A 26,514-nucleotide genomic window follows, 5' to 3' on the forward strand; every position below is an offset into this window, starting at 1 on the left:
GACGGCCCGCAGTCGAAGCACCCCGCCCCCCGGCAGGGGCTACGGCGCCCAAGCCGCCCCCGCCCCCGGCACAAGCCGCCCGGACTTCACGTACTCCCGCCGCGCACCGGCACGGACATCCTCCGCGGTCACCGGAGTTCCCCGCCCCGCCGCGAGATACCCCGCGGTCACCGCGGCCGACCGAATGGAACCCCCCGCCAGCTCGAACTCCTTCGCACACGCGTCGAGTTCGGAGGCGAGCCCCTCCTCCTGGGGCACCCCGGCCAGGCAGCTGCGCCACAGGGTCGCGCGCAGCGACACGTCCGGGAACGGGAAGTCCACCACCAGGTCGAGCCGTCGCGTGAAGGCCTCGTCGATGTTCGCCCGCAGGTTGGTCGTGAGGACCGCGATTCCGTCGAAGGCCTCAAGGCGCTGCAACAGGTACGCGCTCTCCAGGTTCGCGTACCGGTCGTGCGAGCTCTTCACCTCCGACCTCTTGCCGAACACCGCGTCCGCCTCGTCGAAGAGCAGCACCGAGTCGGTACGGTCCGCCTCGACGAAGATCTTCTCCAGGTTCTTCTCGGTCTCGCCGACGTACTTGTCGACCACCGAGGAGAGGTCCACCACGTACATGTCGAGGCCCAGTTCACCCGCCACGACCTCCGCCGCCAGCGTCTTGCCCGTGCCGGAGTCCCCCGCGAACAGCGCGACCACCCCCCGCCCGCGTCCGCCGCCCGTACGCAGCCGCCACTCCCCGAGCACCCGGTCCCGGTGCCTGGCCCGCCCCGCGAGCTCGTGCAGCATGGCGAGCGGCTCCTCGGGCAGGACGAGGTCCGCGAACCCGACGGCGGGCCGCACCCGGCGCGCATGCCGGTCGAGCAGCGGCGCCGAGAGCTGCCGGGCACTCTTCTGTACGTGTCCGAGCCCCACCGGCACCCCTTCGAACCCGGCGAGGGCGAGCGCCCCCCGCGCGGCCCGCCGTACCTGTCCGGCGCCGAGCCGGTAGGGCCCGACAGCCTCCGCCAGATCGCCCTCGTACGCGGGGAGTTCCTCGCTCCAGGCGGTCAGCGGGTCGGTCTCGGCGGCCGTGTCCTCCAGGGCGAGGAGCGCCGCGCCGGGCGCCCAGGTGGGGTCGTACGGGTCGGTCCCGGCGAACACGACGGTCACGTCCGCTACCGCCAACTCCCTTACCAGGGCCCCGGGTTGGTCGTCCGGCAGCTCGACGACCACGGCGCATCCGTTGCCGCGCAGCCGCGCCTCGCGCAGCAAGGCGCGGGCGGCGGCCCGGTCGGTGGCTTCGGGGCGGTGGCGCAGCACGGCCCGCCCGGCGCCGCGCAGGGCGGCCGTCACCGCGTCCGCCCCGCTTCCGGCCCTGCGCTCGCGCAGATGGACGGCGACCGGGTCCGGCGCGAGCGCGATCCGCGCGGCGAGGCCCTCGCCCGGGGCGCTCCCGCCCGGCGGCAGCAACTCGACGTGTGCGCCCATGAGCCGGCCGTCCAGGGCGTCATCGCCCAACAGGTGCGCCACCACCCGCTCCGGGACCCGCAGCGCGCGGCCCGGCAGCGGCCGGTCCTCGTCCTCCAGGGTCACCAGACCCCCGGTGATCAGCGGAGCCGCCGGATGGAGCCGGCCGCGCGCGTCGGGGTCGTACGGCCCGGTCCCGGCGAGTTCCAGGGCGAGGGCGACCGACGCCCGGCGGCGGCCCACGTCGTCGTTGAGGTAGCCGTACAGCGGCTCGAAGCGCCGGTCCACGTCGGGGGCGAGCGCCGCGACGAGGAGCAGTTCGTCGACCGGGCCGAGCCCGAAGTCCCGCGCCAGCGCGGTGAGCCGGTCGCCCGGCTCCGGGGTGAACGGGCCGACGGCGGGTGGCGGTTCGGGCACGCCACCGCCCGCACTGGCCAGCCGGGCCGCGGTCTCCGCCGAGACGTACAGGCCCCGCAGCGGGTCCTGAGCCGTCGGATCGTCGGCGGAACGGGCCTCGACCAGTGCCGCGACCGTGGTCCGCAGCTGGTCGAGCCGGAGCAGCAGGGCACGTGCGGCCTCGTTCACCGACCGCCACCGTCCTGAGCGGCACCGCCCTTGGCAGCACCCACCGAGCCCCGCATCAGCCGCGGCTTCGCGTCGTCCGGCACCCCGTCCCGGCCGCGCACGGTGATCACGCCCTCGGTGACCGGCGGCGCCACGTCGTACACCGGGGTGACCGGGAACGGCGTCGTGATCACCACGTCGAGCGAGGGCTTCAGTTCGCCGCCGAGCGCCGACCAGATGTCGGCCAGCGAGCGCGACTCGGCCGGCGGCACCGCGACCGTCAGGGGGAGGGACACCTTGTACGCCTCAAGGGCCTGCGGTACGTGCTCCTCCGGCAGCATCTCGTGCGGCAGCAGGCATGCCAACGCCCCTGAAAGCAGCCGGTGTTCGTCTTCGGGGCGGCTGGTCCAGGCCGTCAGGAGGTAGGAGAGGCGGTACCAGCGGGGCGGCTGGCGCCTGCGCAGGACGATGCCGTTGGCGTCCCGTTCCGCGTACGAGCCGCGCTCGCGGCGGGCCACGTCCTCGCGGATGTCGTACAGGTAGGCGTTCAGGGTGGGCGTGTTGCGGCGGGCCGCCCAGTCGCGGGTGGGCGCCTCGAAGACGACGTCCCCCGTTCCCTCGGGCAGCGCCCCGCCGCGCAGGATGCGCCGTAGCGCCTCGTCGATTTCGTGGATCATTGAGCCAATTTCCGGAGTGATCGGATGCCGTCGAAGTCAGGTCGCACCGGCGGCTGTTGAGCGGTCAGGGCCGACAGGTGAGCCCGGACCGGCTAGATGTAGCCCTCGCGGAGCGCGTACGCCACCGCATGCGCGCGGTTGGTGAGCTGGAGGCGGGTCATGAGGGCGTGCAGGATGTTCTTGACGGTCCGCTCCGAATAGGCGAGCTTCTCGGAGATCTGCCGGGTGTCCAGACCCTCGGCGACGAGGCGCAGTACGTCGACCTCGCGCGGCGCCATGCCGAAGAGCGGCGCGGTGGAGGAGGACCCGGCGGAGGTGGAGGTGGTCTCCGAGCGGCGCAGTCGGCCGACCTGCACGAGGAGCCTGCTGATCAGGTCCGGCGGCAGCTCGCCCTCGCCGCGCGCCGCACTGTGCACGGCCTTCAACAGGCGCTGCTCGGTGGCCTGATGGCGCCACAGGATGGCGCGTACCCCGTACTCGACCACGGTGAGCAGATCGGGTTCCCGCAGTTCGCGCGCTATGAGCACCACGCGCTGCTCCCCGCCGCGCACGACGCGGCGCAGTTCCGCGGAGGCCGAGTCGTCGACCTGGTCGACGAGCATGACGGCGACCGCGGGGTCGGCCGGGCGGCCGTCCGTCTCGCGGGTCTCCCGGGTGTCGCGCAGGACTTCGACGGTGGGCTGGTGCTGCAGGTGGCTGATCACCCCGGCCCGGCTCAGCGGATCGGAGGCGTGAACGGTCACCGTGACACGATTCGCGAGCAATGGCATTTCCCTGTCCTTTCCCTCTCCCCGTGCGTACCGACCGGCCCACTCTGGTCGGGCCCGATCAACAGCGAATCAACAACCGTTGAATGAGCCACCAATCCGGCCAAGAAGGATCGAAGTCGTCAGGAAAAGAGGTGCGGGGCCCGGGATCGACGACCCCGGGCCCCGCACCTCGTACCGCGAAATCCCTTACGCGGGCTTCTCCTCCAGGCGGGGGAAGAGCACCGCGCCCTTGGTGACCTTCGCACCGGCGGGCAGCGCGCCCCACGTGCCCGCGTCCTGGACGCGCTGTTCGGCGAGCGAGCCGAGCGGGGCCTCCGCGCCGAGCGAGTCCCACAGCTTCTGCGAGGTGTCCGGCATCACCGGGTTGAGCAGGACCGCGACCCCGCGCAGCGATTCCGCGGCGGTGTACAGGATCGTCGCGAGCCGGGCCCTGCCCTCGGGCGATTCGTCCTTGGCGACCTTCCACGGCTCCTGCTCCGTGAGGTAGCCGTTGACCTGCTTGACGAAGTCGAAGACGGCCAGGATGCCGCCCTGGAAGTCGAGTTCGTCGCCGATGCGCCGGTCGGCCTCGGCGACGGCCTTCGCCAGACCGTCCTGGACGGCCTTCTCGGCGTCACCGGCGGCGATGGCCGCGGGCAGCTCGCCGCCGAAGTACTTGCCGACCATCGCGGCCACCCGGGACGCCAAGTTGCCGTAGTCGTTGGCGAGTTCGGAGGTGTAGCGGGCGCTGAAGTCCTCCCAGGAGAACGAGCCGTCCTGGCCGAAGGCGATGGCCCGCAGGAAGTACCAGCGGTAGGCGTCCACGCCGAAGTGCGAGGTGAGGTCCTGCGGCTTGATGCCGGTCAGGTTGGACTTCGACATCTTCTCGCCGCCGACCATCAGCCAGCCGTTGGCGGCGACCCTGCCCGGCACCGGCAGACCGTTGGCCATCAGCATCGCGGGCCAGATGATCGCGTGGAAGCGCAGGATGTCCTTGCCGACGAGGTGCACGTCGGCCGGGAAGATCTCCTCGAACCGGGCCTGGTCGGCGCCGTACCCGACGGCCGTCGCGTAGTTGAGCAGCGCGTCCACCCACACGTAGATGACGTGCTCGGTGTCCCACGGCACCGGCACGCCCCAGTCGAACGTCGACCGCGAGATCGACAGGTCCTGAAGCCCCTTCCGCACGAAGTTCAGGACCTCGTTGCGGGCCGACTCCGGCTGGATGAAGCCCGGGTTCGCCTCGTAGAACTCCAGGAGCTTCGGACCGTACTCGCTCAGCTTGAAGAAGTAGTTCTCCTCCTTGAGGAGCTCCACCGGCTTCTTGTGGATGGCGCACAGCAAGGTGGTGTCGGTGCCGTCGTCGGATTTGATCAGGTCGCCGGGGAGCTTGTACTCCTCGCAGCCCACGCAGTACGGGCCCTCGTACCCGCCCTTGTAGATCTCGCCCTTGTCGTACAGGTCCTGGACGAACTCCTGCACCCGGTCGGTGTGCCGCTTCTGGGTGGTGCGGATGAAGTCGTCGTTCCTGATGTTCAGGTGCTCCCACAAAGGCTGCCACGCCTCGCCGACGAGCTTGTCGCACCACTCCTGCGGGGTGACGCCGTTCGCCTCGGCCGTCCGCATGATCTTCTGGCCGTGCTCGTCCGTGCCCGTCAGGTACCAGACCTTCTCGCCGCGCTGGCGGTGCCAGCGGGTGAGCACGTCACCGGCGACGGTGGTGTAGGCGTGGCCCAGGTGCGGGGCGTCGTTGACGTAGTAGATGGGCGTCGAAACGTAGTACGTCGGCGAAGGCATGCGCGGAATCCTATCGGCCGTCGTAGCCGCGCCCGCCCGGGATGTCCGGATGGCGGACGCCGGCGAGGACGTGGCGCGGACGCCGGTCAGGCCAGGAGGGAGGGCGCGGCGCGGGCGCGCGGAGAGGTTTGCGAAACACCCGTTGTCGTAGCAAGGACGCATCCTGGGACGGAAGGGGGCACGTGCACACGAAGGACGAGAACATGCGGGTACTGGTCGCCGAGGACGAGGAGGTCCTCGCCGAGCTCGTCGCCACCGGCCTGCGGCGGGCCGGCTTCGCCGTGGACACGGTCTACAGCGGGGACGCGGCGCTCGCGTACCTCGGGCTGCACGACTACGACGTGGTCGTACTCGACCGGGACCTGCCGCGCGTGCACGGCGACGAGGTGGCCCGCCGCCTGGTCGCGGACGCCTCCCGCACCCGCATCCTCATGCTGACCGCGTCGGCGTCCATGGAGGACCGGGTCGAGGGCCTCGACCTGGGCGCGGACGACTATCTCGGCAAGCCCTTCGAGTTCCCCGAGCTGGTCTCGCGGGTGCGCGCGCTCAGGCGCCGCAGCGCACGGCCGGTCCCGCCGGTCCTGGAGCGGCACGGCCTGCGCCTGGACACCGTGCGGCGCACCGCGCACCGCGACGGCCGGCAGCTCGACCTCTCGCCGAAGGAGTTCGCGGTGCTCCAGATCCTCCTGGAGGCCGACGGCGCGACCGTATCCGCCGAAGAACTCCTGGAGCGCGCCTGGGACGCCAACGCCGACCCCTTCACGGGCGCGGTGCGCGTCGCGATGAGCAAGTTGCGCGGCAAACTCGGCGAGCCCGCGCTGATCCGTACCGTCCAGGGCGTGGGGTACGCGCTGTGAGGGGCCACGTCCGGTGATCCGAACCCGTATAGCGCTGATCTTCGGCGGCGTCTTCCTGGTGCTCGGGGCGGCGCTGCTCGCCGTCGTCAACCTGCTCTCGCGGGCCGGCACCGAAGAGCAGGCGACCGCCATCGCGACCCGCGCGACCACCCTCCAAGTGCCCGGCGCGTCCGCCTACGAGGGCCGGACCACGCCACTGGAGCCGCTCACCGTGTACCGGCTGAGCGCCGACGTCAGCGAGGCCGCGTCCAGCCAGACCGCCCTGTGGTCGACGCTCGCGCTGGTCGCGATCGCGCTGCTCGCGGTCGTGGTGGGCTGGTGGACGGCGGGCCGTCTGCTTCGCCCCGTACACGTCATGACGGCGCGGGCCCGCAAGCTGACCGCGAGCAATCTGCACGAGAGAGTGGGCGCCGCCGGACCCGACGACGAGCTGAAGGAACTCGGCGACACCATCGACGACCTGCTCGGCCGGCTCGAAGCCGCCTTCGACAGCCAGCGCCGCTTCATCGCCAACGCCTCGCACGAACTACGCACCCCGCTCGCCACCCAGCGCGCCGCGATCCAGATCGGCCTCGACGGCGAGCCGGGCCCGGCCGAGATCGAGCGCACCCGCAGCACCCTGCTCGACAACAACCGGCGCAGCGAGCAGCTCATCGAGGGGCTTCTGATGCTGGCCCGCAGCGAGCGGGGCCTGGAGCGGCGCGAGGAGGTGGACCTCGCGGAGGTCGTACGGGAGGAGGCGGCGCGCTACGACTCCGTGAAGGTCGATGCGGCCCCCGCCGCGGTGCGGGGCAACCGGGCGCTCCTCGCCCGCCTCACCGCGAACCTCCTCGCCAACGCGGTCACCTACAACGAACCGGGCGGGGCGGTGGAGGTCACCGTGTACGGCGGCCGTCTCGTGGTGGCCAACCCCACCGGCCCGGTGGTCGCCGAGGAGGAGATCCCGGCCCTGTTCGAGCCCTTCCGGCGGGGCGAGGGCCGCGATCGGATGGGCCCGGGGGCGGGCCTGGGCCTGTCCATCGTGCGCTCCATCGCGGTGGCGCACGGCGGGACGGCCACGGCCGAGCCCGGCGCCGAAGGCGGGCTGACCGTGACCGTCTCGCTCCCGAAGGAGCCGTCCCGGCCGCGTGCCAGGGGCTAGGGGCTAGGGCCGGAACGAGCCGAGCAGCCCCTGATAGACCTCGGCGTCGCTCAGCTCGCGAGGAGCGGGCCCGGCGTGGAAGAACCCGACGTGGTCGTTGTCGGCTTCGGCGGTACGCAGAAAATCAAACGCCTTGGAGTCGTCCTCGCCGAACGCGACGAACTGCCAGTACAGCGGCTTGCCGGCGACGTCCGCGAGCGCCTGGCGGGCGGGCAGCTTGGCGTCGGGCGCGCCGTCGGTCTGGAACACGACGAGCACCGGCCCCTCGTGCCCCGCCTTCTCGACGTGCTCGACGACCTCCTCGACACCCCGGTGATAACTGGTCCGCCCGAGCCGCCCGAGCCCGGCGTGAGTCTCGTCGACGACCCCTTCGTACGAGTCGAGGGTGAGGTCGACGGAGCCGTCGATGTCGGTCGAGAAGAACACCGTGTGCACGGTGGCGTCCTCGTCGAGATGCGCGGCCAGCGCGAGCACCTGCTCGGCGAGCCCCTGCGCACTGCCGTCCTTGTAGTACGGCCGCATGGACCCGGACCGGTCGAGCACGAGGTACACCTTGGCGCGGGCGCCACTGAGCCCCGCCTTCTTGAGCGCGCCCCCGGCGGCCTTGTAGGCCCCGGAGAGCCCGGGCGCCCGGGACTTGACCTTGGCGGCGGAGAGGGCGGGCTTGGGGACGGCCGCGTCGATGGGGGTGGGTTCGGGCTTGGGTTCGGCTTCCACCTGTACGGGCTCGGGGATGGGCTCTGCCTCAACCTGGGCGGGTTCGGGCTCCGGCTCGGGTTCGGGCTCCACCTGTACGGGCTCGGGCTCGACGAGGGGCTCTGCCTGAACGGGCTCGGGCTCGGGGGTGGTGGCCTCCGGCTCCTCCGCGAGCACGGGCTCGACGACCGGCTCGGGGTCAGCCACCGGCTCGGGGTCAGCCACCGGCTCGGGCTTCGCCTCCGTACGGGGCTGAGGCACCTCGGCGACCGGTTCCGGGGAGCCGGAAGAACCAGCGAGGCCGGAGCCGGAATCGGCGCCGGAGCCAGAGTCGGAATCGGACGAGGACGCGGGCGGGCGCGGTCCGTCGAAGGCGGCGGCGACGAGCGCTTCCGCCGAGGTCAGGACGGCTTCCCCCGCCGGGGCCGGAACGGAAGGCGCGGCAGCCTCGGTGGTGACCGGTGCCTCCTCGGTGGTGACCGGTGCTTCGACGGCCTCAGGGGTGCGTTCCGACTGGGGCGGTACGGAAGCCGCCGTCGGCTCGGCACGCTCCGCGCGATCGCGTCCGAACACCTTGCGCAGCAAGCTCCGAATGCCCATGGGCGAGGCCTTTCGCATGAGTTGGGTGCGATAAGTACCGCACTGGGCCAGTTTCCGGGATCAGATCCCTGGCCAGCACGGACACGTAAGGTTAGCGACCCGGGCGACCGTTTCCCGGAAGGGGCCGGTTCAGCGCCCTGAAGAGGCGAGAGGCTGTGACATTTGTGGCTCTGCCGGGATAGGGGGTCCCCCTCCTGTTCGAGCGGAGTCGAGCGGATTGCGTACCGGACGCCCTCCAGCTCCCGGCGGGCCGACGTCGGCAACTCCCGGCGGGCCGACGCCGGCAACTCCCGGCGGTCCCACAGCACTCGTCCGGGTGATAGCGGGCATAGGTGCGCAAACCGTGGGGGAGTGTGAGCGCGCTCGCATTGTTCTTCGTCGCCCGGAGGATCTCCCGTATGCGTCAACTCGCAGGCAAATCCGCCTTGTTGGCATCCGCACCCGCCGCCGCACCGGTTCCTGGCGCCCGGGTCGTCCCGGTCGCCCGTGCCGCCTCGACGTCCGCCCCTGAAGCCGGCGCTGTTGGCTGATCCGTCGATGAGTTCCGTTCGTACGAGGGGCTCGTGGCTCCTCGCCGTGCCCCTGTTCCTTGCCGTGGGCTGCTCCGGGCCGGCTCCGCCGGAGAATCACCCTGACCCCGACGACGTCATCAAGGCCGCCACCCAGCGGCTCACCGACCACTGCCTCAGCCGTCAGGGGTTCGTCCCGCCTCGGCCGGGGCAGAGTCCGACGCCCGAGCAGCAGCAGAAGGTCAGTGCCGCGCTCTTCGGTGCGGGGCCGGCCCAGCTGTCCGTCGACCTTCCCACCGGATACGTCGTACGCGCCCACACCGACGGCTGTCTCGCCGCCGCGCAGCAGCGGCTCTACGGGGATCAGCCGGGCTGGTTCCGGGCGTCGGCGATCGTCAACAACCTCAAGCCCGAGGCCGACCACAACCACCAGAGCCTCGCCGAGGTCCGCGCTCGGCACCCCGCCGAGATCGCCGACTTCGATCGGCTGCGCGCCCACGCGCTGTCCCAGGCCACCGCCCTGCTCAGCAACTCAACGACGACAGGAGAACCGTCCCCGTGAAGCGATTCGCCACCCTCCTCGCCGCCACCCTCATCTCCGCCGGAGCCGTCTTCGCCACCTCCTCCGCCGCCCAGGCCGCACCCTGCCGCAGTGGCTTCTTCTGCGTCTGGACCGACGCCAACTTCCAGGGCATGAAGATCGAGCACAGCGGCGACGACCACTGGTGGGAGGGCGACATGTTCAAGCACGACTCGTCGTGGGCGAACCACGGGGTCTCCGGGCCCGGGGTCAAGGACCACGTCAAGGTGTACGAGGGGCGTGAGCTGCTCGGACGGGTCACCATCTGTCTCGCACCCGGGCAGGAGGTCGGCTACAGCCAGAGCGCCAACGACCATGGCGGGTCGCACACGTGGACCTCACGTTGCTAGGGCCGGAAAGGCCCTGAGGCCGGGGCCCGCTCCTCCAGCCACGCCCGGTACGGGGGTGAATGGGAGGCGGCCTCCCAGTACGCGGACTCCAAGTCCGTTGCCACCCCGGCCAGTTCACCCCCGTACGCCCCGCTGCGGACCGCCAGGAGCAGTCGTACGCCCAGCGGATCGTCCCGCAGGGGGCGTACGGCCATGTCGGAGCGGGGGCGGGAGGTGGGCTGGCAGAGGGTGACGACCTCGCCCGTCGCGACCAGGCCCGCCGCCGTCAGGTAATCGCCGTGCAGGACGCGGGGGTTGAGTCCGGCGGCGTTGAGGACGCGGCGCAGGCCCTCCCATTCGCCGTCCACGCTGGGGTCGACCATCCACTGGTCGCCGGCCAGGTCGGCGAGGTCCACGAGGGTCTTGTGAGCTGCCGGATGGTCGACCGCCAGGCACACGAACTGGGGCTCGCGCTCCACGAGCGTACGGATGTCGAGGCCCGGCGGGATCCGCAGCGGGCAGCCCTCCACTTCGTGTACGAACGCCACGTCCAGCTCGCCCGCCGCGACTTGGCGGAGCAACGCGGTGGCCGAAACCGCCACCTGGAGTTCCGTCTCCGTATCCGGCAGCCGCTCCCGCAGGCGGCGCAGCCAGCCGGGGATGGCGCGGCTCGCGGTGGAGCCGATGCGCAGTCGGTCGCCTCCGTCGGTGCGGGCCGCGGCGGCCCGGGTCTCGGTGACCAGCGCGCTCAGCGAGGCGAGCAGCGGACGGGCCCGGCCGACCACGCCCCGCCCCAGAACCGTGGGCACACAGCCGGTTCGCTCGCGCGAGAAGAGCCGCCCGCCCAACGTGTTCTCGATGCGCCGCAGTTGGGTCGTCAGGGCGGGCTGGCTCGTGCCCAGAGCGCGCGCGGCGCCGTGCAGACTGCCGGCGTCGGCGATGGCGCACAGCACCCGCAGATGTCTCACCTCCAGCTCCATGAACTGAGGTTAGGGCGTACTAAGTCGTCGCACCAGATGACTAAAACCACACTGATACGCGGGAGTTATCGCAGATCGACATCATCCCGTACGTCACTGTGGCCTCCACAATCACCAGACACCGGACGGCGCCGCCGCGCGTCACCCGGCCACCGATCAGCCCCCACCCGCGCCCGGCCCACCCAGCCGGGCACGGATCCCCCACGGATTGGTAACCCCCCATGAGACACTCCCGCACCTTTGTCGTGACCGCCGCGCTGGGACTGGCCCTCGCGGGCTTCGGCGCGATCCCCGCCACCGCCGCCACCCCGGCCGCCGCCCCCACCGCGGCCGCGCACTACACCGCCGCGAGCAAGCACTCGGCGGCCAACGACCGGGCGTTCTACGACGCGGTCATGAAGTCGGTCGCCAAGAAGCGCGCCGCCAACCCGCTCGCGTCGGCCGTGACCGTGACGTATAGCGCCGCCAGCGCCCCCAGCTTCCGCTCCCAGATATCGCAGGCCGCGCAGATCTGGAACTCCTCCGTCCAGAACGTCCACCTCGCCGAGAGCAACTCCGGCGCGGACTTCGAGTACCGCGAGGGCGACGACCCGCAGAACGGCTCGTACGCCTCGACCGACGGGCACGGCAGCGGCTACATCTTCCTGGACTACAGCCAGAACCAGCAGTACTACTCGGTGCGGGTCGTCGCGCACGAGACCGGTCACGTGCTCGGGCTGCCCGACCACTACTCGGGGCCGTGCAGTGAGCTCATGTCCGGCGGCGGGCCCGGCACGTCGTGCCGCAACGCGTACCCGAACAGCACGGAGAAGTCCCGCGTGAACAGCCTGTGGGCCAACGGGCTCGCCTCGGCGGTCAAGCCGGCCGCGTAGGCCTCTGGCAGCATGGGGGGATGCCCAGCGTCTCTCCCCGCCGATCTTGCCCGTCCTGCGGTCGTGCTGTCGCCGTGGTGGCGGGCAAGTTCGTGCGCCACGATCCCCGCACGCGGGAGCTGTCCGGCGAGCTGACGCTCTGCCCGGGCTCGAAGCGCCGGGCCCCCGCGGACGCCTCCCAACGAACCCTGGACGGCTTCGAACTCCCGCCGTTCCCTGGGCAGTTGCCGCTGTTCTGAGGGTGCCGAGCGTTTGGCTGGGCCGGCGCGGCTCCTTCGGCTGCTAAGGCGCGGGGTGGGGTTCAAGCGCCCGGTGAGGCGATGGCTCGGGCCGCTCGGACCTCCTGCCTCAGCGGAGCGAGGACGGACTCCTCGTCCCCCGAGAGCTCCGCCCGCACCTCCACCAGGGTCACACTCGACCGCAACCCCTCCGCCAGCCCCCGCAGCTCGGAAGCGATCTCCGCGGCCTCGCCCGCCGCAGGCGCATCCGCGCCGTGGTTCACCCGCACCCGCGCCGCCGTCGTCGCGTCGACGATCCGCTCGACCGCGACGACCAGCGGCCACCACGCCGCGGCCCGGGCCCCCGTGGGCGGCGGCTCCGTCAACGCCCGCTGGAATTCGCTCCGTACGGTCGAAAGGTCGCGGTAGAGGCGGCGCCGACGGCGCACCCGTTCGGTCCGGTCGTCCTCGGAGCCGAACGCGTACTCCACGTACTCCGCCGTCGCCGCCACCGCGTCCGCGAGCCGGGTCCCGATGCGGGTGTGCCAGCTTTCGGGCCACAGCAGATAGCCCGCGACCAGCGCGATCGCGCAGCCGATGAGGCTGTCCCACAGGCGGGGCATGACCAGGTTGAAGCCCTGGTGGTTGAGGACGTCGGAGAGCAGAAGGATCACCGGCGTGATGGCTGCCGTCTGGAAGGCGTACCCCTTCGCCGAGAACGCCGGGATCAGTGCCGCGAGCAGCATCATCACCGGCACGTCCCACCAGCTCAGCGGCACCTCCGCGAGGACGGCGGCCGCGATGACGAGCCCGCCGGCGGTGCCGATCGCCCGCATCAGGGCGCGCGCGAAGACCGAGCCGAAGTCGGGCTTGAGGACGAAGACGATGGTCAGGGCGACCCAGTACGAGCGTTCCACCGGGACGACGGAGACCAGCACCTGGGCGAGGCCGATGCACAGGGCGAGGCGCAGTCCGTAGCGCCAGGACGCGCCGGAGAGCAGGACGTTGCGGGCCGCGCGGCGGAAGCGGATGCGCAGGGCGGCGGGGCGGCCGAGGCGGTCGTCGATGTTGGAGTGGTCGACGTCGGGGTTGTGCACCACGGCGAAGGCGTGCCGCAGCGCGGTGTCCAGGGCGCGCTCGGCCGGCGTCGCGGGCGCGGGCAGGTCCGGTTCGACGGAGCCCGTGCGGCCTTCGTCGACCGCGTCCGCCAACTGCCGTACGGCGTCCGGGATCGCGGGATCGACGCCCCAGCCGCGCAGGTGCACGGCGGGCGCCGCCTCCACGATCGGGATGACGACGTTGAGCTGGGCGAGGAGGCGCACCAGTTCCTCGCGGCGGCCGTGTTCGCGGGCCCGGCGGGCGAGGATCAGGTCGTAGGCGGTGTTGAGGGCCTGGGTGACGGCCTGGCGCCGGGTGTCGTACGCGTCCGTCGTCGCGGCCTCGATCGCTTCGGCGGCCGCGCGATAGGTCCCGGCGACGGCGGCCCGTTCGGGTTCGGTACGCCGCAGGGGCCAGCCGAGCAGGCTCAGGAGCAGCACGAACAGGCCGCCGAGGCTGAGCAGCAGCGGCGCCTTCCACCACGGGCCGGGCATGGGCAGGCCCGCGCCGACGACGGCGTTGAGGAGGAGCAGCAGTCCGGACACCGAGGCGACCGCGCCGATCGTGGAGATCATTCCGGAGGCCAGTGCGACGAGGGTGAGCGCGGCGACCGCGAGCCACCCGTGCCCGAAGACGAGGCTGCCGACGGTCACGCCGAGCGCGCCGAACAGTTGCGGCACGGCGATGTTGAAGATCCGCATCCGGTACGCGTCGGCGGTGTCGCCGATGACCCCGCTGAGCGCGCCCATGGAGGCGAGCGCCCCGTATGCGCTCTGTCCGGTCGCCATGCCCACGGCCAGCGGCGCGGCCATCGCGATCGCGGCGCGGGCGACGGCCGGCCAGGGGATGGGGGTGGGGGCGGGCCGCAGCCCCCCGATGAGCCATTCCGGCGGCGTGAGCCGCCCGTGCCGCACGCCGTCCCCCGCCCGCTTCTGATCAGCCATGACCACACGACACCGTAAAAAGATCACTTGGTGCAAACGGGGCGCTCAAGGAAACCGTAAATGTTGTCCACAGCCTGTGGATAATTTTTACGAATCCGCGCTACCCGCCGTACAGGCTGAGCCCCACGAGCAGTGCGCGGTGGTCGGTGTCGCGCAGTTCGAGGAAGCGCGCGGACGTCGCCTTGAAGGAGTGGCCGCTCACCAGGACGTGGTCGATCTGGGTGCGCAGCGGGGTGGTGCGGTCGGCGGGCCAGGAGTAGGTGTGGGACTGGCCGTTGAGGCGGGCGCTGTCGTGCAGGGCGCCCTCGTCGAGCACGGAGCGGAACAGGGCGTGGTCCTGGGTGGCGTTGAAGTCCCCGGCCAGGATGACGGGCTGCCCCTTCGCCGACTTCGCGAACTCCCTTATCCTGCCCAGCTCTTGACGCCATTTTCCGTCGTCGCCGGGGAGCGGCGGCGAGGGGTGCGCGAGCTGGAGCCGTACGTCGCGGCCGCCGATGGTGACGACCGCGCCGGGCATCGCCATCACCGAATCGATGGGCTCGGCGGGCTTCAGTGGAAACCGGCTGAGGATCGCGGAGCCCGCCGAGCCGTCCTCGCGTACGACATCGCGGTACGGGTAGTCGGCCTTGGGCAGGTCGGCGGCGAGCGCGTCGGAGCAGCGGAAGCCGCACTCCTCGACGAACACGAGGTCGGGCTTCTCGCGCTTGACGGTGGCGATCAGATCGTCCGTCGCCCAGCCGAACTCGGTGTTGGACGTGAGGACTGTGAACTCCGCCAGGACCGGGCCCTTCGGCTTGGTCGTGGCGTCGCCGTACGGCTGGGTGTACCAGCCGGTGACCGCGAGCACCGCGACGCCCCACACCATGCCGGTACGCCACCGCCCGAGCGCCGCGAGCGCGAGCCCCGCGCCGCCGGGCACGAGCAGCCAGGGCAGGAAGGCGAGGGCCTGCGGCACGGGCGTGACCCCGTCCGAGTCGGCGGCCCGGCACCCCACCACCACACTGACCCCGGCCAGCAGGAGCGCCCCGGCCAGCGCGGACACCACCCGCCAGGGATGCCTGCGCCGTACGTCCGAAGCCGCCGCCAAGGCCGGTACGGTCCCGGTGCCCAAGGTGTCCAAGGCGGTCTGCCTCCCGCTAGCTGGTCACAGCGCTCGCATCCTCCCTCAAAGACGGCCCCCCACACGGCACGGTTGCTCAACCCTTTGCCCGCGCCGCGACCCGGCCGAGCCGTTCGCGGTGGGCGGCCCGGTGTCCGGCGCGGTCAGGGTTCGCGGTGGGCGGCCCGGTGTCCGGCGCGGTCAGGTTCGGTCACGCGGCCCCGCCGGTGCCGGTCCTGGCGAGGCCCCTTCGTCGGCTGGAGGCTCCCGCTTCCACGGCCGGCTCATGAGCCAGGCCCCGAGCGCGAGCGCGAGCCCGAACGCGAGCACGCCCCACGCCGCCGTGCTGAGGAAGTCGGTGAGCGCGTCGTAGACCGCCCCCGCTGCCGACGGATCGGAGTCCGCGGGAAGCCCGTCCAACGTGAGCGACCTGCCGATGGCGACCAGAACGTGCAGGGCCGCCGCGCCCCCGGCAAGCCCGATCCCCACCCAGACGAGGGCGCGGCGGCGGCGTACCGCGGCCAGCACCGCCCCGCCCGCCGCCGCCAGACAGGCGCCCGCACCCCACACGCCGATGCGCTGGAGCCACCGGAAGGCGGTCCGGACCGGCCCCAGTTTCGTCGACTCGACGACGGTCAGGTCGGTCTCTTCCACGGGAATCTCGTTCGCGAACGGCACGCCCTGTGCCTCCAGTCCGGTCTTGATCTGCTGGATCGCCGGGGCCAGGTCGATGCGTACGTCGTTGCCGCCGCCGTTGTGGGTGAGGGCGGAGACGACGCTCGCGTGGGCGGCCCGGTTGGCGGTGTTCCACACGCTCCGGAAGGCGGAGGTGGTGGTGAAGGACCGCACGGCCCCGCCGATCAGCGAGGCCACCGAGGCATGGAGCGGCCCCACGTCGATGTTCTTCATGATCGCGTCGGTGACCTTGGCGGCCACCTCGTCGCGCACGGCCCGGTTCCCGGCGAGCGGAGCCATGACGGCGACGTACCGGTCGCGGTCGGCGACCTCCACCCTGGCCCAGGTCGCGATCGCGCCGAGCGGGACGAGTACGGCCGCCAGGGCGATCAGCACCGCCGACAGGAAGCTGCGCACCCGTCCACGAAATCCCGGGTTGCCCATCGGCGCGCGCGGGTGTGGGCTATATGGGGGAACGCACCCACGCCCCGGGCAGGACAGACCCGCGCCCCGGGCAAGCGGAAGGAGTGCTGCCATGGCCGCACACGCTTCGGTACCCGCCACGAGCCACCGCACGGTTCACCATCTGAGCAGGGCCGTCCTCGCGGTCCCCGTCGTCCTGGGCGTGGCGTACGGGTTGTACGTCTTCGCCAATCAGCGCGGCGGCGGCGCGGTCACGGGCGGCGACATCGTCCTCGGCATCGTGTCCGGTCTGGCCGTGATGGCCCTGGGCATCGGCCTCCTCAGCATCCAGTCCGCCCTGCCCCGCGAACTGCGCGCGGCGGCGTACGGCACGCTGTTCGGCGCCGCGATGGGCTTCCTGTACAGCCTGTCGGGCCACAGCGTGTTCAGGTCGTCCGGCATGGGGGCGATCTTCGGCGGCGCGATGTTCCTGGTGTCGTTCTATGTGTTCTACACACACGAGGACTGACCACACAGATGGGGGCTGACCACACACATGGGGGCTGGCCACGCACATGGGGGGCTGGCCGCGCACACGAGGAATGACCACGCCGCGGGTCACGCCCCCAAGTAGCCCCAACAGCCGGGCAGCAACGACGAGTTGATGCCTCAGCTCAGCCCTGGCAGCCGCACCCGGCCGCGCTCTTGGCCTCGGCCACGGTCGTGCCGGGCTGGGCGGCCTGCTCGGCGGGCGTACAGCAGGCGGTCACCCCGCAGCACGCGGAGACGGGCTTGGTCGCGCGGACGATCGCGGAGTGCATCCCGTCCGCGACCGCGTGGGTGGGGGTGATCCCGATGTCGGTGAACCCGGCAGCCGCCAGCCCTTCCCGGTACTCCGCGAAGGAGAGGGCCCCGGCGATGCAGCCGGCGAAGTCGCCGCGTTCGGCCCGCTGTTGAGGGCTGAGTGCGTCGTCGGCGACCACGTCGGAGACGCCGATCCGGCCGCCCGGGGCCAGTACGCGGAAGGCCTCCGCGAACACGGCGGCCTTGTCGGTGGACAGGTTGATGACGCAGTTGGAGATCACGACGTCGATGGAGTTCGCGGGCAGCGGGATCGCCTCGATCGTCCCCTTGAGGAACTCGACGTTCGTGGCCCCGGCCTTCTCCCGGTTGGCCAGCGCGAGGGCGAGCATTTCGTCGGTCATGTCGAGCCCGAAGGCCCTGCCCGTGGGCCCGACGCGGCGCGCGGACAGCAGTACGTCGATGCCGCCCCCGGAGCCGAGATCCAGCACTCGCTCGCCTTCGCGGAGGTCGGCGACGGCGGTGGGGTTGCCGCAGCCGAGCGACGCGGCCACGGCCTCGACCGGCAGGGCCTCGCGGTCGTCGGCGGCGTACAGGGTGGAGCCGAAGTTGTCGTCGATCTCGATGGCCTGCGGCCCGCAACAGGTGCTGCCGCCCTCGGTGACCTGGACGGCCGCCGCGGCGTACCGCCGCCGGACAGTCTCGCGCAGGTCGCTGTGCTGCGTGCTGTTCTGCTCGCCGTTCTGCCTGCCGTGCCGCTCGCCGTCCCGCTTGCTGTTCCGCTCGCTGTGCTGCGTGCTGTTCTGCTCGCTCATGACGATGACTCCTCGATGACAGGGCCTGGCGCCGCTCGGATCGGGTTGTATTGATGTTTCTCGATTCAAGGTTGCGCCCTGAATCGAAAAACGTCAACATAGAAGCATGTCGAAACAAGAGCTTGTGGTGCTCGGCCAGGACGGCGTCAGCACCGGCACCGGCACCGGTGCTGACGCCACCGTCAACGCCAACGCCAACGCCAACGCGTGCTGCCCGACCCTGCTGACGGCCCCGCTGGGGGAGGAAGAGGCGGTCGAGCTGGCGAAGGTGTTCAAGGCCCTGGGCGACCCGGTCCGGCTGCGGCTGCTTTCGATGATCGCCTCGCGGGACGGCGGGGAGATCTGCGTCTGCGACCTCACCCCGGCCTTCGACCTGTCGCAGCCGACGATCTCCCACCACCTCAAGCTCCTGCGCCAGGCCGGCCTCATCGACTGCGAACGCCGCGGAACCTGGGTCTACTACTGGCTGCTGCCCGAGACGACCGACAAGCTCGCCGGGATCCTCACGCGCCCCGCCGACGCGGCCACCTCGTGAGCGGGCCCGTAGCGGCGGGGCCGGTGGCGGCCCGGCTGTCGTTCCTGGACCGGTTCCTCGCGGTGTGGATCCTGGTCGCGATGGCCGCCGGCCTCGGCCTCGGGCGTCTGGTCCCGGGGCTCGGGGACGCGCTGGCGAAGGTGACGGTCACCGGGGTCTCGCTGCCGATCGCGCTCGGCCTGCTCGTGATGATGTACCCCGTCCTCGCGAAGGTCCGCTACGACCGCCTGGACACCGTCACCCGTGACAAGCGCCTGCTGATCCCGTCCCTGGTACTGAACTGGGTCCTCGGCCCGGCGCTCATGTTCGCGCTCGCCTGGATCTTCCTGCCCGACCTGCCGCAGTACCGCACCGGCCTGATCATCGTCGGCCTGGCCCGGTGCATCGCGATGGTCGTCATCTGGAACGACCTGGCCTGCGGCGACCGCGAGGCCGCCGCCGTCCTTGTCGCCCTCAACTCCGTGTTCCAGGTACTGGCGTTCAGCCTCCTCGGCTGGTTCTACCTGTCGGTCCTGCCCGGCTGGCTGGGCCTGGAACAGACCGCGCTCGACGTGTCCGTCCAGGAGATCGCCCGCAGCGTACTGATCTTCCTCGGCATCCCCCTGCTGGCCGGTTTCCTCACCCGCAAGCTCGGCGAGAAGGCCAAGGGACGGGCCTGGTACGAAGCCCGACTGATCCCGCGGATCGGGCCGTTCGCCCTGTACGGGCTCCTCTTCACGATCGTCGTGCTGTTCGCCCTTCAGGGCGATGCCATCACCTCCCAGCCCCTGGACGTCGCCAGGATCGCGCTGCCGCTCCTTGTGTACTTCGCCGCCATGTGGGCCGGATCCATGGTTCTGGGCAAGGTTGTGGGGCTGGACTACCCCAGGACGACAACACTCGCGTTCACCGCGGCGGGCAACAACTTCGAGCTCGCCATCGCGGTCGCCATCGCGACGTTCGGCGCGACGTCCGGGCAGGCCCTGGCCGGGGTCGTCGGCCCGCTCATCGAGGTGCCCGTGCTGATCGGCCTGGTGTACGTCGCGCTGGCCGCCCGCCGCTTCTTCCCCCACCCCGTCGACAACTCCGTTGCCCCGTCGGCCGGTCAGGCCGCCGCCCATCCGGAAGGCGCCACCCGTGTCTGAGGCCAACTCCATCAAGCCGTCCGACTCCCTGAACCCGTCGGCCTTCGCCAAGCCGTCCGTGCTGTTCGTGTGCGTCCACAACGCGGGCCGGTCCCAGATGGCCGCCGCGTTTCTCACCCACCTCGGCGAAGGACGCATCGAGGTCCGCTCGGCGGGATCCGCGCCCGCCGACAGCGTCAACGCGGCCGTCGTCGAAGCCATGGCGGAGGCCGGTGTCGACATCGCCGCCGAGACGCCGAAGCTGCTGACCGCCGAGGCGGTGCGCGCATCCGACGTCGTGATCACCATGGGCTGCGGCGACGCCTGCCCGGTCTTCCCCGGCAAGACGTACCTGGACTGGAAGCTGAAGGACCCGGCGGGCCAGGGCGTCGAAGCCGTCCGCCCGATCCGGGACGAGATCGAGACCCGGGTCCGCGGCTTGCTGGCGGAGATCGTGCCGCGCTAGGACGCCGCTCCAAGGCCGGCCGCCCGAGCCCCCGCCCCGCCGGGCCCGGCCCACGCTCCACCGGGCGAGATCCCGCCCCGCTCGGCGCTTGGGATGGCCTGGAGATGGAAATACCGTCAACAACCAATCCCCACAGGGGAGTTCGGGTTACGAATCCGCTGTTAACTTCCTGGCCACTCGCATGCCGAGCCCGAGCCGGACGGCTTCCTTATCCTCGCGCGGCATGCACGCGCGGCTTCGCGTACCCCGCATGCTTCCCACGCATCACGCGGAGTACTTGTGACGAAGAACAGGCACGGCCGGCGGAGCACGCTGCTGCGGCGGGTGTTGACCACGGCGCTGACGTCCGCACTGGCTCTCGACGCCCTCGGCCCCCTCGCCGCGAGGGGCGCCGAGGCCGGCCCCGGGCCCCGTCCGGCCATCCAGACCGACCAGTGGGGCGCACCGTACGCACTCACCGACGGTACGACGATCCAGACGCTGATCGACACCCGAACGGCCAAGGACGGCACGGTAGTCGCCCTCTGGTCCAGACTCGCGGCCAACCGCTCGCAGCGCGATCTGCTGGTGGCGGTGCGCCCGGCGGGCACCACCACGTGGGGGCCCGTGCGGACGCTGGCGAGCTCCACGTACGACACGTCCTCGACCGTGGACGCGCACCTCCTTGCGGCGTCGGACGGCTCGGTGACCGTCGCCTGGGTCGACGTGGCCGCCACCGGGGCCGTGCTGCGCACCTCGGCGCTGTCCGCCGGAGCCACGTTCTGGTCGCCCCCGGTGCAGATAGCCGCGGCCGACCGCATCCAGGACATCCAGCTCGCGGGCACCCCCTCCGGCCGCACCGTCGTCGTGTGGGCGCACAGCGTCGACCCGCAGTACGAGGTGTACGCGGCCGAGCGCACGGGGGCGGGCGGGGCCTGGTCGGCGCCGGCCCGGCTCGACAACACGGGCGCGGGGGCGCAGGACGCGTACCCGAGGGTCGCGGTCGCCGCGGACGGCTCGGTGTCGGTGGTGTGGACGGAGTACGGGTCCGCGGGCGCGGCCTTCAAATCGGCCGAGCAGGGCGCGTCGACCGCCACCTGGAGCGCCCCGCACGACACGTTCGCCACCCCGGTACCGGCCGCCGAGGCCAGGCTGGCCGCGGGCTCGGACGGAACCCTCGCCATGACGTGGCTCGCGGGCGGCGCCCTCAACTACGCGCGGAGACCGGCCGCGAGCAGCACCTGGGGCCCCGTCGAGAGCGCGGCGAAGACGGACAGCTTCGGCGACGCCGTGCCGTCCCCGCTCACCGGCCCCGACGGCGACGTCACCCTCGTCTGGTCCGACTACCAGTCGGATACGGACGGCTTCTACATCCGCACCTCGACCCGGGCCGCCACCACCGGCACCTGGTCGCCGGTGCAGACCCTGTCGACGCAGTACGCGGGCATGACGCCCTTCGGCGCGGACATCGCGGCCGACGGCACCGTGCACGCCGGGTGGAGCCAGCCCGCCGACGACGGCAACTCCGACCGCTTCACGGTGGCCACCCGCATGGCCGGCGCCTGGAGCACACCCAAGGAGCTCAGCGCCAACACGACCGGATACGCGCGGGGCGGCATATCCGTGGGCGGTCCGGACAGCCGCCCGACCGCCCTGTGGGAGGACCCCACCGGCACCTACACGACCCGCGTGATGACCGCCACCACCGCGCCGGGCCCCGCCACTTGGCGCGACTACAACGGCGACGGCAGGGGCGACCTCCTCGCCCTCACCCCCGGCGGCACCCTCGCCATCCGCACCGGCACCGGCAGCGGCGACGTCACCCCCGGCCCCTCCGCGCCGGGCTGGCCGACCACCTCCCGCTACGTCCCGGCGGGCGACCTCACCAACGACGGCAACAACGAGCTCCTCGTACGCGACGCCTCCGGGCAGCTCACCCGCTACGACGGCGCCGTGAACAAGCCCTTCGCACCCAGCGGCCCGCACCTCGCGCTGGGCGCCGGCTGGAACGCGTACGACCAGCTCACCGTCCCCGGCGACCTGACCGGCGACGGCCGCCCCGACCTCCTGGCCCGCACCCCCTCGGGCGACCTCTACATGTACGCCGACAACGGCGCGGGGGCCTTCAAGGACCCTGTCAAGATCGGCTTCGGCTGGGGGATCTACAACACGGTCATCGGCGCCGGTGACCTGGGCGGCGACGGTTTCGGCGACCTGCTCGCGCGGGACGCGTCCGGGGTGCTGTGGCGCTACGACGGCAACGGCAAGGGCACCTTCGGCGACCGGGTCCGCATGGGCGCGGGCTGGGGCATCTACAACGCGCTCGCCGGGGTCGGCGACATCACCGGCGACGGCAAGCCCGACCTGGTGACCCGCGACACCGACGGCGTGCTGTGGCGCTACCCCGGCAACGGCGCCGGTGCGTACACCGACCGCGTGAGGATCGGCGGCGGCTGGCAGACGTACCAGAACCTGTACTGAGCCCCGGCCCCGCGCGGCGCGTGCCGAAAGCCCCTGGGCACGCGCCGTGGCGCCGGGCTATGGTGAACCCATGCCGTCCGTGTCGCAGTGCCGTACTCACCTCTGCTGGTGGCGCTCCTCCTAGGAGCGGCCACGACTCACACGCGCGACATCGTCAGCGGGCCGTTCATCACTGGACGGCCCTTTTTGTTGCCCTCGCTGGATCCCGCAGTGGGTGCCGTCCAGGCCCGCCCCACCCCACTGCCCACGAGGAGCCCACCATGAGCACTGCCATCACTCCCCAGGACCGCATCCTGACCGGCGACCGCCCCACCGGCCCCCTGCACCTGGGCCACTACTTCGGCACGCTCCAGAACCGGGTCCGCCTGCAGAACGAGGGAGCGGACCTCTTCCTGGTCATCCCGGACTACCAGGTGCTGACGGACAGAGACGTGGCGGAGCGCCTGACGGAAAACGTGGAGGACGTGGTCCTGGACTACCTGGGAGCGGGCGTGGACCCGACGCGATCGACGATCTTCACCCACAGCGCGATCCCGGCCCTGAACCAACTCCTGCTCCCCTTCCTGAGTCTGGTGTCGGTGGCGGAGCTGAGCCGCAACCCCACCGTCAAGGACGAGATCGCGCACTCCCGCCAGGCGGCCGTCTCGGGCCTGATGTTCACCTACCCCGCCCATCAGGCCGCCGACATCCTGTTCTGCAAGGCGAACCTGGTCCCGGTCGGCAAGGACCAGGTCCCGCACCTGGAACTGACCCGCACGATCGCCCGCCGCTTCAACGAGCGGTACGGCCCGGTCTTCCCGGAACCGCGCACCCTGCTCTCGGAGGCGCCGCTCCTCCTCGGAACGGACGGCACGAAAATGAGCAAGAGCCGCTCCAACTCCGTTGCCCTCAAGGCGAGTTCGGACGAAACGGCCCGCCTGATCCGAGGCGCCAAGACGGACGCGGTCCGCGCGATCTCCTACGATCCGGAACACCGCCCAGAGGTGAGCAACCTGGTCCTGCTGGCAGCCCTCTGCCAGGGCCGCGACCCGCACGAGGTCGCCGCCGAGCTCGGCGACGGCGGCTCGGCGGCGTTGAAGGCGACGGTGACGGAGGCCGTCAACACCCACTTCGCACCGCTGCGGGCCCGGCGCGCCGAGTACGCGGAGGACATGGCCTACGTACGGAAGCTGATCGCCGAGGGCAACGAGCGGGCGAACGAGATCGCCGAGACCACCCTGGACGAGGTGAGGAAGGCGATGGGCACCTTCCGGATGCCCTAGGCATGGGGTTCGGCCGCGGCCCGGTGGGGGCTGGCCGCGCAGTTCCCCGCGCCCCTCAATTGCTGGCCACCGCCGCATTGCTGGAGCCCGCGACATGGCTTTCGGCTGCGGACCGTGCGTGGTTGCTCGTGCGGTTCCCCGCGCCCCTGCAGGGCACCCGGTACCGCTGGGCGGAAGCCGCGCGAATGCGACGAGCCTCCCGCCTTGGCAGCGCTGGCCGGCATCCAAGGGGCGCGGGGCTGTGACAATTTGCGGCCCCGCCGCGTGGGCGCGACCAGCCATCGACGGCCCGCACTCGAAGCGCAAGACGCGGAAGCGATACCCGGCTACGCCGGAGAGTGCAGCCACCCCTCACTCCGGGCCGTCTCCGACGCCGTCCGCAGGAGATGGGCGACGGCCGGCCGGCGACCCCGCCCCCGGGTCAGGAGATGGAGCTCGATCGTGGTCGAGGGGTGCAGGGGGCGCCACACCAGCGTGGCAGGGAGGCCGTCCACCGCCGACTCCCCCAGAATGGACACCGCCTCACCCCGGGCCACCGGAGTATGCGCCGCATCGAACGAGAGCTGGCGGAGCAGGAGTTGGGGCGCGAACCCCACCCCCTCGAAGATCCCCAGAATCGCATCGAAGTGCCCCGGGTTCGCCTCACGCGGGTGGACGAGGAGCCGCTCACCCGCCAGCGAGGACACCGAGACGAAATCCCGCGCGGCCAGCGCATGCGAGGAAGGCAGCAGCACCCCCTGCGGTTCGAGGCGTACGACCGTGCGCACCAGCTCCGGGGTCGGGGGCGGGCACCTGACCAGACCCGCGTCCAGCGTGCCGTCGGTCACCCCGGACACGATGTCGGCGGTGGGCAGGAGCCGCGTGGTCACCGCGAGGTGAGGGTGCGCCGAGGCGAGGGCCGCGAGCAGGGCGGGCGCGGTCCCGTACCCCGTACTCGTGCTGTACCCCAGCGTCAGCGCGTCCTGCTCGGACTCGGCGAAGCCGCGCACGTCACGCCACAGCCGGTCCGCCGATTCGCAGAGCTCCGCCCCGCGTTCCATCAACAGCCGCCCCGCTTCGGTCGGTTCGACGGAGTGCGTCGTGCGGTCCAGGAGCCGCACCCCGAGTTCCTGTTCCAGCTGGCGGATCTGGCGGCTGAGCGCGGGCTGGGCGATGTGCAGACGTTCGGCGGCGCGCGTGAAGTTCCGCTCCTCGGCGACGGCCAGGAAGTAGCGCAGGCGACGGAGTTCGGACATGCCGAGCAGCTTACGACCGTACGTGAGCAGCCGTTATGCCGGTACGGCATGGGGCGGTCCCGAACAGGTCTTTCCCTCCGCACACGCCCCCTTCCTAGGGTTCAGGTGTCGGAACGAGACACCCCGGACCCCCCGGGGGCCCCGGCGAAACCCACCCCGAGGAGCAGAAAATGACCACCCCGACCACCGCCCCCACCAGCACCACCGAAGCCAGCCGCGCCGTGATCCTCACCTACATGGACACCCTCACCACCGGCGACTTCGACGCCCTGCGGGAGTTCTTCACCCCGGATGCGACCTGGACGCTCGCCGGTGACCTGCCCCTGTCGCGGACCTGGGTCGGACCCAGCGCGATCCTCGACGAGTTCGTCCCGGCGATGGTGGAGCACTTCGTCCCCGGGACGATGGAGCTCGAATTCGAGGGCGTCATCGCCGACGGCGAGCGAGTCTTCGCCGAGTGGAACACCCGGGCCATGGCCAAGTCGGGCCTGCCCTACGACCAGCACTGCCTGGCCGTCTTCACCGTCCGGGACGGGCGGATCGCCGAGGTGCGCGAGTACTTCGACACCCTGCACGCCAAGAACGTCGTCTTCGTCTGAAGCCCGGGGCCCCACCCCCCCGCCCCCTACCCCCACCCCTGAGCCCCCGAGAGGGAAACGTCATGAAGGCCCTACTGCCCGGCTCCCCCGACGACGCCGACAAGCCCGTCGTCCTCGGCGAGGCACCCGAACCCACCCCCGCCGACGACGAGTTGGTGATCGCCGTCGAGGCGTATTCGGTCAACCGGGGCGAGACCTTCCAGCTCGACGGACAGCTCGACCGTACGTGGCCGGGCTGGCGGCCCGGCAAGGACGTGGCCGGTACGGTCATGCGCCCCGCCGCCGACGGGAGCGGCCCCGCCGTGGGCACCCGGGTGGTGGCGCACCCGCCCGCGTTCGGATGGGCCGAGCGGGTCGCGGTGGCGAGCGCGAATGTCGCCCGACTCCCCGACAGCGTCGATGCCGTGACCGCCGCAGCTCTGCCGCTCGCGGGCATCACCGCACTGCGGCTGCTCCGCGCGGCCGGGCCCGTCGCCGGCCGCCGCATCCTGATCACCGGCGCGAGCGGCGGAGTCGGCCACTATGTGACCGAGCTCGCCGCATCGTCCGGCGCGGCCGTCACCGCCGTCGCCGCGACCCCCGAACGAGGTGCCCGGTTGGCCGAGTTGGGCGCAAACGAGCTGGTCACGTCCGTGGCCGAGGCCGAGGGCCCGTACGACATCGTCCTCGAATCGGTCGGCGGCGAGTCGCTCCCCGCCGCCCTCGCCCGCCTCGCCCCCGGCGGACTGCTCGTCTGGTTCGGCCAGGCCAGCCGTACCCCCGTGACCCTCGACTTCTTCGACTTCTTCAAGGGGCCGAAGCAGGCCCGCATCGCTCATTTCGACTACACCTCCTCCGACACGTCGTACGCCTCCGACCTGGCCACGCTCGTCCGCCTGGTCGAAGCCGGGCGGCTGCACCCCGAGATCGGCTCGGTCCGCGACTGGTCCCGCACGGCCGAGGTCATCGCCGACCTGCGGGCACGCAAGGTGCGCGGAAATGCCGTACTCACCTTGTCCTGAACGGTAT

Annotated in this window: 25 protein-coding genes; 14 read left to right on the forward strand and 11 right to left on the reverse strand. The window is 71.8% G+C overall.

The genetic code is table 11. The features are described from left to right. Positions 1 to 39: 39 nt before the first annotated feature. The 4 genes from ACWC2B_RS12445 to metG form a co-directional block, all read right to left on the reverse strand. Complete coding sequence (locus ACWC2B_RS12445) at positions 40 to 2,028, reverse strand: ATP-binding protein (protein ID WP_450716426.1); 1,989 nt, start codon at positions 2,026 to 2,028, stop codon at positions 40 to 42. Then, positions 2,025 to 2,684 carry a DUF4255 domain-containing protein gene (locus ACWC2B_RS12450; RefSeq protein ID WP_450716427.1) on the reverse strand — a complete coding sequence of 220 codons (660 nt, stop codon included), beginning with the start codon at positions 2,682 to 2,684 and terminating at the stop codon, positions 2,025 to 2,027. The genes ACWC2B_RS12445 and ACWC2B_RS12450 overlap by 4 nt, the downstream gene beginning before the upstream one ends. Before the next feature lie 92 nt (positions 2,685 to 2,776). Then, the gene (locus ACWC2B_RS12455) at positions 2,777 to 3,454 is read right to left on the reverse strand and encodes a helix-turn-helix transcriptional regulator (RefSeq protein WP_450716428.1); all 678 of its coding nucleotides are present in this window, start codon (positions 3,452 to 3,454) and stop codon (positions 2,777 to 2,779) included. A 186-nt stretch (positions 3,455 to 3,640) separates the two neighbouring features. Beyond that, the gene (gene metG / locus ACWC2B_RS12460) at positions 3,641 to 5,230 is read right to left on the reverse strand and encodes a methionine--tRNA ligase (protein WP_450716429.1); all 1,590 of its coding nucleotides are present in this window, start codon (positions 5,228 to 5,230) and stop codon (positions 3,641 to 3,643) included. 203 nt (positions 5,231 to 5,433) lie between these two features. Between metG and ACWC2B_RS12465 the strand changes: the two genes are divergently transcribed. Beyond that, positions 5,434 to 6,087: a response regulator transcription factor gene (locus ACWC2B_RS12465; protein ID WP_450716495.1), complete on the forward strand. Its 654-nt coding sequence runs from the start codon at positions 5,434 to 5,436 to the stop codon at positions 6,085 to 6,087. A 13-nt stretch (positions 6,088 to 6,100) separates the two neighbouring features. Further along, positions 6,101 to 7,228, forward strand: coding sequence for a sensor histidine kinase (locus ACWC2B_RS12470; protein WP_450716430.1), 1,128 nt, complete (start codon positions 6,101 to 6,103; stop codon positions 7,226 to 7,228). 3 nt (positions 7,229 to 7,231) lie between these two features. On the opposite strand, the gene ACWC2B_RS12475 is transcribed toward ACWC2B_RS12470, so the two are convergent. Beyond that, entirely contained in the window at positions 7,232 to 8,524 is a 1,293-nt protein-coding gene (locus tag ACWC2B_RS12475; RefSeq protein WP_450716431.1) for a VWA domain-containing protein, read from the reverse strand. 537 nt (positions 8,525 to 9,061) lie between these two features. On the opposite strand from ACWC2B_RS12475, the gene ACWC2B_RS12480 reads away from it, so the two are divergent. Both ACWC2B_RS12480 and ACWC2B_RS12485 read left to right on the forward strand, forming a co-directional pair. Beyond that, positions 9,062 to 9,595, forward strand: a complete 534-nt coding sequence (locus ACWC2B_RS12480) for a hypothetical protein (protein ID WP_450716432.1) — start codon at positions 9,062 to 9,064, stop codon at positions 9,593 to 9,595. Beyond that, positions 9,592 to 9,963, forward strand: coding sequence for a peptidase inhibitor family I36 protein (locus ACWC2B_RS12485; protein WP_450716433.1), 372 nt, complete (start codon positions 9,592 to 9,594; stop codon positions 9,961 to 9,963). Before ACWC2B_RS12480 ends, ACWC2B_RS12485 begins: the two co-directional genes overlap by 4 nt. On the opposite strand, the gene ACWC2B_RS12490 is transcribed toward ACWC2B_RS12485, so the two are convergent. Then, positions 9,960 to 10,922 (reverse strand): LysR family transcriptional regulator, encoded by a 963-nt coding sequence (locus tag ACWC2B_RS12490; protein WP_450716434.1) that lies wholly within the window; start codon positions 10,920 to 10,922, stop codon positions 9,960 to 9,962. The genes ACWC2B_RS12485 and ACWC2B_RS12490 overlap by 4 nt on opposite strands. A 221-nt stretch (positions 10,923 to 11,143) precedes the next feature. Between ACWC2B_RS12490 and snpA the strand changes: the two genes are divergently transcribed. Together snpA and ACWC2B_RS12500 are read left to right on the forward strand one after the other, a co-directional pair. Next, the gene (snpA, locus tag ACWC2B_RS12495) at positions 11,144 to 11,794 is read left to right on the forward strand and encodes a snapalysin (protein ID WP_450716435.1); all 651 of its coding nucleotides are present in this window, start codon (positions 11,144 to 11,146) and stop codon (positions 11,792 to 11,794) included. 20 nt (positions 11,795 to 11,814) lie between these two features. Beyond that, the gene (locus tag ACWC2B_RS12500) at positions 11,815 to 12,033 is read left to right on the forward strand and encodes a hypothetical protein (RefSeq protein WP_078967027.1); all 219 of its coding nucleotides are present in this window, start codon (positions 11,815 to 11,817) and stop codon (positions 12,031 to 12,033) included. A 62-nt stretch (positions 12,034 to 12,095) separates the two neighbouring features. Here the strand turns inward: ACWC2B_RS12500 and ACWC2B_RS12505 are convergent, their stop codons facing one another. From ACWC2B_RS12505 to ACWC2B_RS12515, 3 genes are all read right to left on the reverse strand, one after another. Next, the gene (locus tag ACWC2B_RS12505; RefSeq protein WP_450716436.1) at positions 12,096 to 14,054 is read right to left on the reverse strand and encodes an FUSC family protein; all 1,959 of its coding nucleotides are present in this window, start codon (positions 14,052 to 14,054) and stop codon (positions 12,096 to 12,098) included. Between the two features lie 100 nt (positions 14,055 to 14,154). After that, positions 14,155 to 15,174 (reverse strand): endonuclease/exonuclease/phosphatase family protein, encoded by a 1,020-nt coding sequence (locus tag ACWC2B_RS12510; protein ID WP_450716437.1) that lies wholly within the window; start codon positions 15,172 to 15,174, stop codon positions 14,155 to 14,157. A gap of 180 nt (positions 15,175 to 15,354) precedes the next feature. Then, positions 15,355 to 16,245 (reverse strand): hypothetical protein, encoded by an 891-nt coding sequence (locus ACWC2B_RS12515; protein WP_450716438.1) that lies wholly within the window; start codon positions 16,243 to 16,245, stop codon positions 15,355 to 15,357. 118 nt (positions 16,246 to 16,363) lie between these two features. Between ACWC2B_RS12515 and ACWC2B_RS12520 the strand changes: the two genes are divergently transcribed. After that, positions 16,364 to 16,759: a hypothetical protein gene (locus tag ACWC2B_RS12520; protein WP_450716439.1), complete on the forward strand. Its 396-nt coding sequence runs from the start codon at positions 16,364 to 16,366 to the stop codon at positions 16,757 to 16,759. Positions 16,760 to 16,904: 145 nt separating this feature from the next. Here ACWC2B_RS12520 and arsM read toward each other — a convergent pair whose 3' ends face one another. Beyond that, complete coding sequence (arsM, locus tag ACWC2B_RS12525) at positions 16,905 to 17,846, reverse strand: arsenite methyltransferase (protein ID WP_450716440.1); 942 nt, start codon at positions 17,844 to 17,846, stop codon at positions 16,905 to 16,907. Positions 17,847 to 17,952: 106 nt separating this feature from the next. Here arsM and ACWC2B_RS12530 point away from each other — a divergent pair, with 106 nt between their 5' ends. The 5 genes from ACWC2B_RS12530 to trpS all read left to right on the forward strand — a co-directional run bounded on the left by ACWC2B_RS12530 (position 17,953) and on the right by trpS (position 23,672). Continuing rightward, positions 17,953 to 18,381 (forward strand): ArsR/SmtB family transcription factor, encoded by a 429-nt coding sequence (locus tag ACWC2B_RS12530; protein WP_450716441.1) that lies wholly within the window; start codon positions 17,953 to 17,955, stop codon positions 18,379 to 18,381. After that, positions 18,378 to 19,505, forward strand: coding sequence for an ACR3 family arsenite efflux transporter (gene arsB / locus ACWC2B_RS12535; RefSeq protein ID WP_450716442.1), 1,128 nt, complete (start codon positions 18,378 to 18,380; stop codon positions 19,503 to 19,505). Before ACWC2B_RS12530 ends, arsB begins: the two co-directional genes overlap by 4 nt. Further along, the gene (locus tag ACWC2B_RS12540) at positions 19,498 to 19,950 is read left to right on the forward strand and encodes an arsenate reductase ArsC (protein WP_450716443.1); all 453 of its coding nucleotides are present in this window, start codon (positions 19,498 to 19,500) and stop codon (positions 19,948 to 19,950) included. The genes arsB and ACWC2B_RS12540 overlap by 8 nt, the downstream gene beginning before the upstream one ends. Positions 19,951 to 20,229: 279 nt before the next feature. Beyond that, on the forward strand, positions 20,230 to 22,410 hold the full coding sequence (locus tag ACWC2B_RS12545) for an FG-GAP repeat domain-containing protein (RefSeq protein ID WP_450716444.1): 2,181 nt from the start codon (positions 20,230 to 20,232) through the stop codon (positions 22,408 to 22,410). Positions 22,411 to 22,670: 260 nt separating this feature from the next. Then, complete coding sequence (trpS, locus tag ACWC2B_RS12550; RefSeq protein ID WP_386150864.1) at positions 22,671 to 23,672, forward strand: tryptophan--tRNA ligase; 1,002 nt, start codon at positions 22,671 to 22,673, stop codon at positions 23,670 to 23,672. 326 nt (positions 23,673 to 23,998) lie between these two features. Here trpS and ACWC2B_RS12555 read toward each other — a convergent pair whose 3' ends face one another. Next, positions 23,999 to 24,907 (reverse strand): LysR family transcriptional regulator, encoded by a 909-nt coding sequence (locus ACWC2B_RS12555; protein ID WP_450716445.1) that lies wholly within the window; start codon positions 24,905 to 24,907, stop codon positions 23,999 to 24,001. 170 nt (positions 24,908 to 25,077) lie between these two features. On the opposite strand from ACWC2B_RS12555, the gene ACWC2B_RS12560 reads away from it, so the two are divergent. Together ACWC2B_RS12560 and ACWC2B_RS12565 are read left to right on the forward strand one after the other, a co-directional pair. Beyond that, positions 25,078 to 25,506, forward strand: a complete 429-nt coding sequence (locus ACWC2B_RS12560) for a nuclear transport factor 2 family protein (protein WP_386150866.1) — start codon at positions 25,078 to 25,080, stop codon at positions 25,504 to 25,506. Positions 25,507 to 25,568: 62 nt separating this feature from the next. Further along, complete coding sequence (locus ACWC2B_RS12565; protein WP_386150867.1) at positions 25,569 to 26,507, forward strand: zinc-binding dehydrogenase; 939 nt, start codon at positions 25,569 to 25,571, stop codon at positions 26,505 to 26,507. Positions 26,508 to 26,514 lie beyond the last annotated feature (7 nt).

The sequence above is a fragment of the Streptomyces sp. NPDC001415 genome (assembly GCF_053597395.1).

Coding starts and splice junctions, on each gene's coding strand:
- ACWC2B_RS12450 (WP_450716427.1), bottom strand. CDS start 2,684: ATGATCCACGAAATCGACGAGGCGCTACGGCGCATCCTGCGCGGCGGG.
- ACWC2B_RS12455 (WP_450716428.1), bottom strand. CDS start 3,454: ATGCCATTGCTCGCGAATCGTGTCACGGTGACCGTTCACGCCTCCGAT.
- metG (WP_450716429.1), bottom strand. CDS start 5,230: ATGCCTTCGCCGACGTACTACGTTTCGACGCCCATCTACTACGTCAAC.
- ACWC2B_RS12465 (WP_450716495.1), top strand. CDS start 5,434: ATGCGGGTACTGGTCGCCGAGGACGAGGAGGTCCTCGCCGAGCTCGTC.
- ACWC2B_RS12475 (WP_450716431.1), bottom strand. CDS start 8,524: ATGGGCATTCGGAGCTTGCTGCGCAAGGTGTTCGGACGCGATCGCGCG.
- ACWC2B_RS12480 (WP_450716432.1), top strand. CDS start 9,062: ATGAGTTCCGTTCGTACGAGGGGCTCGTGGCTCCTCGCCGTGCCCCTG.
- ACWC2B_RS12490 (WP_450716434.1), bottom strand. CDS start 10,922: ATGGAGCTGGAGGTGAGACATCTGCGGGTGCTGTGCGCCATCGCCGAC.
- snpA (WP_450716435.1), top strand. CDS start 11,144: ATGAGACACTCCCGCACCTTTGTCGTGACCGCCGCGCTGGGACTGGCC.
- ACWC2B_RS12500 (WP_078967027.1), top strand. CDS start 11,815: ATGCCCAGCGTCTCTCCCCGCCGATCTTGCCCGTCCTGCGGTCGTGCT.
- ACWC2B_RS12505 (WP_450716436.1), bottom strand. CDS start 14,054: ATGGCTGATCAGAAGCGGGCGGGGGACGGCGTGCGGCACGGGCGGCTC.
- ACWC2B_RS12520 (WP_450716439.1), top strand. CDS start 16,364: ATGGCCGCACACGCTTCGGTACCCGCCACGAGCCACCGCACGGTTCAC.
- arsM (WP_450716440.1), bottom strand. CDS start 17,846: ATGAGCGAGCAGAACAGCACGCAGCACAGCGAGCGGAACAGCAAGCGG.
- ACWC2B_RS12530 (WP_450716441.1), top strand. CDS start 17,953: ATGTCGAAACAAGAGCTTGTGGTGCTCGGCCAGGACGGCGTCAGCACC.
- trpS (WP_386150864.1), top strand. CDS start 22,671: ATGAGCACTGCCATCACTCCCCAGGACCGCATCCTGACCGGCGACCGC.
- ACWC2B_RS12555 (WP_450716445.1), bottom strand. CDS start 24,907: ATGTCCGAACTCCGTCGCCTGCGCTACTTCCTGGCCGTCGCCGAGGAG.
- ACWC2B_RS12560 (WP_386150866.1), top strand. CDS start 25,078: ATGACCACCCCGACCACCGCCCCCACCAGCACCACCGAAGCCAGCCGC.
- ACWC2B_RS12565 (WP_386150867.1), top strand. CDS start 25,569: ATGAAGGCCCTACTGCCCGGCTCCCCCGACGACGCCGACAAGCCCGTC.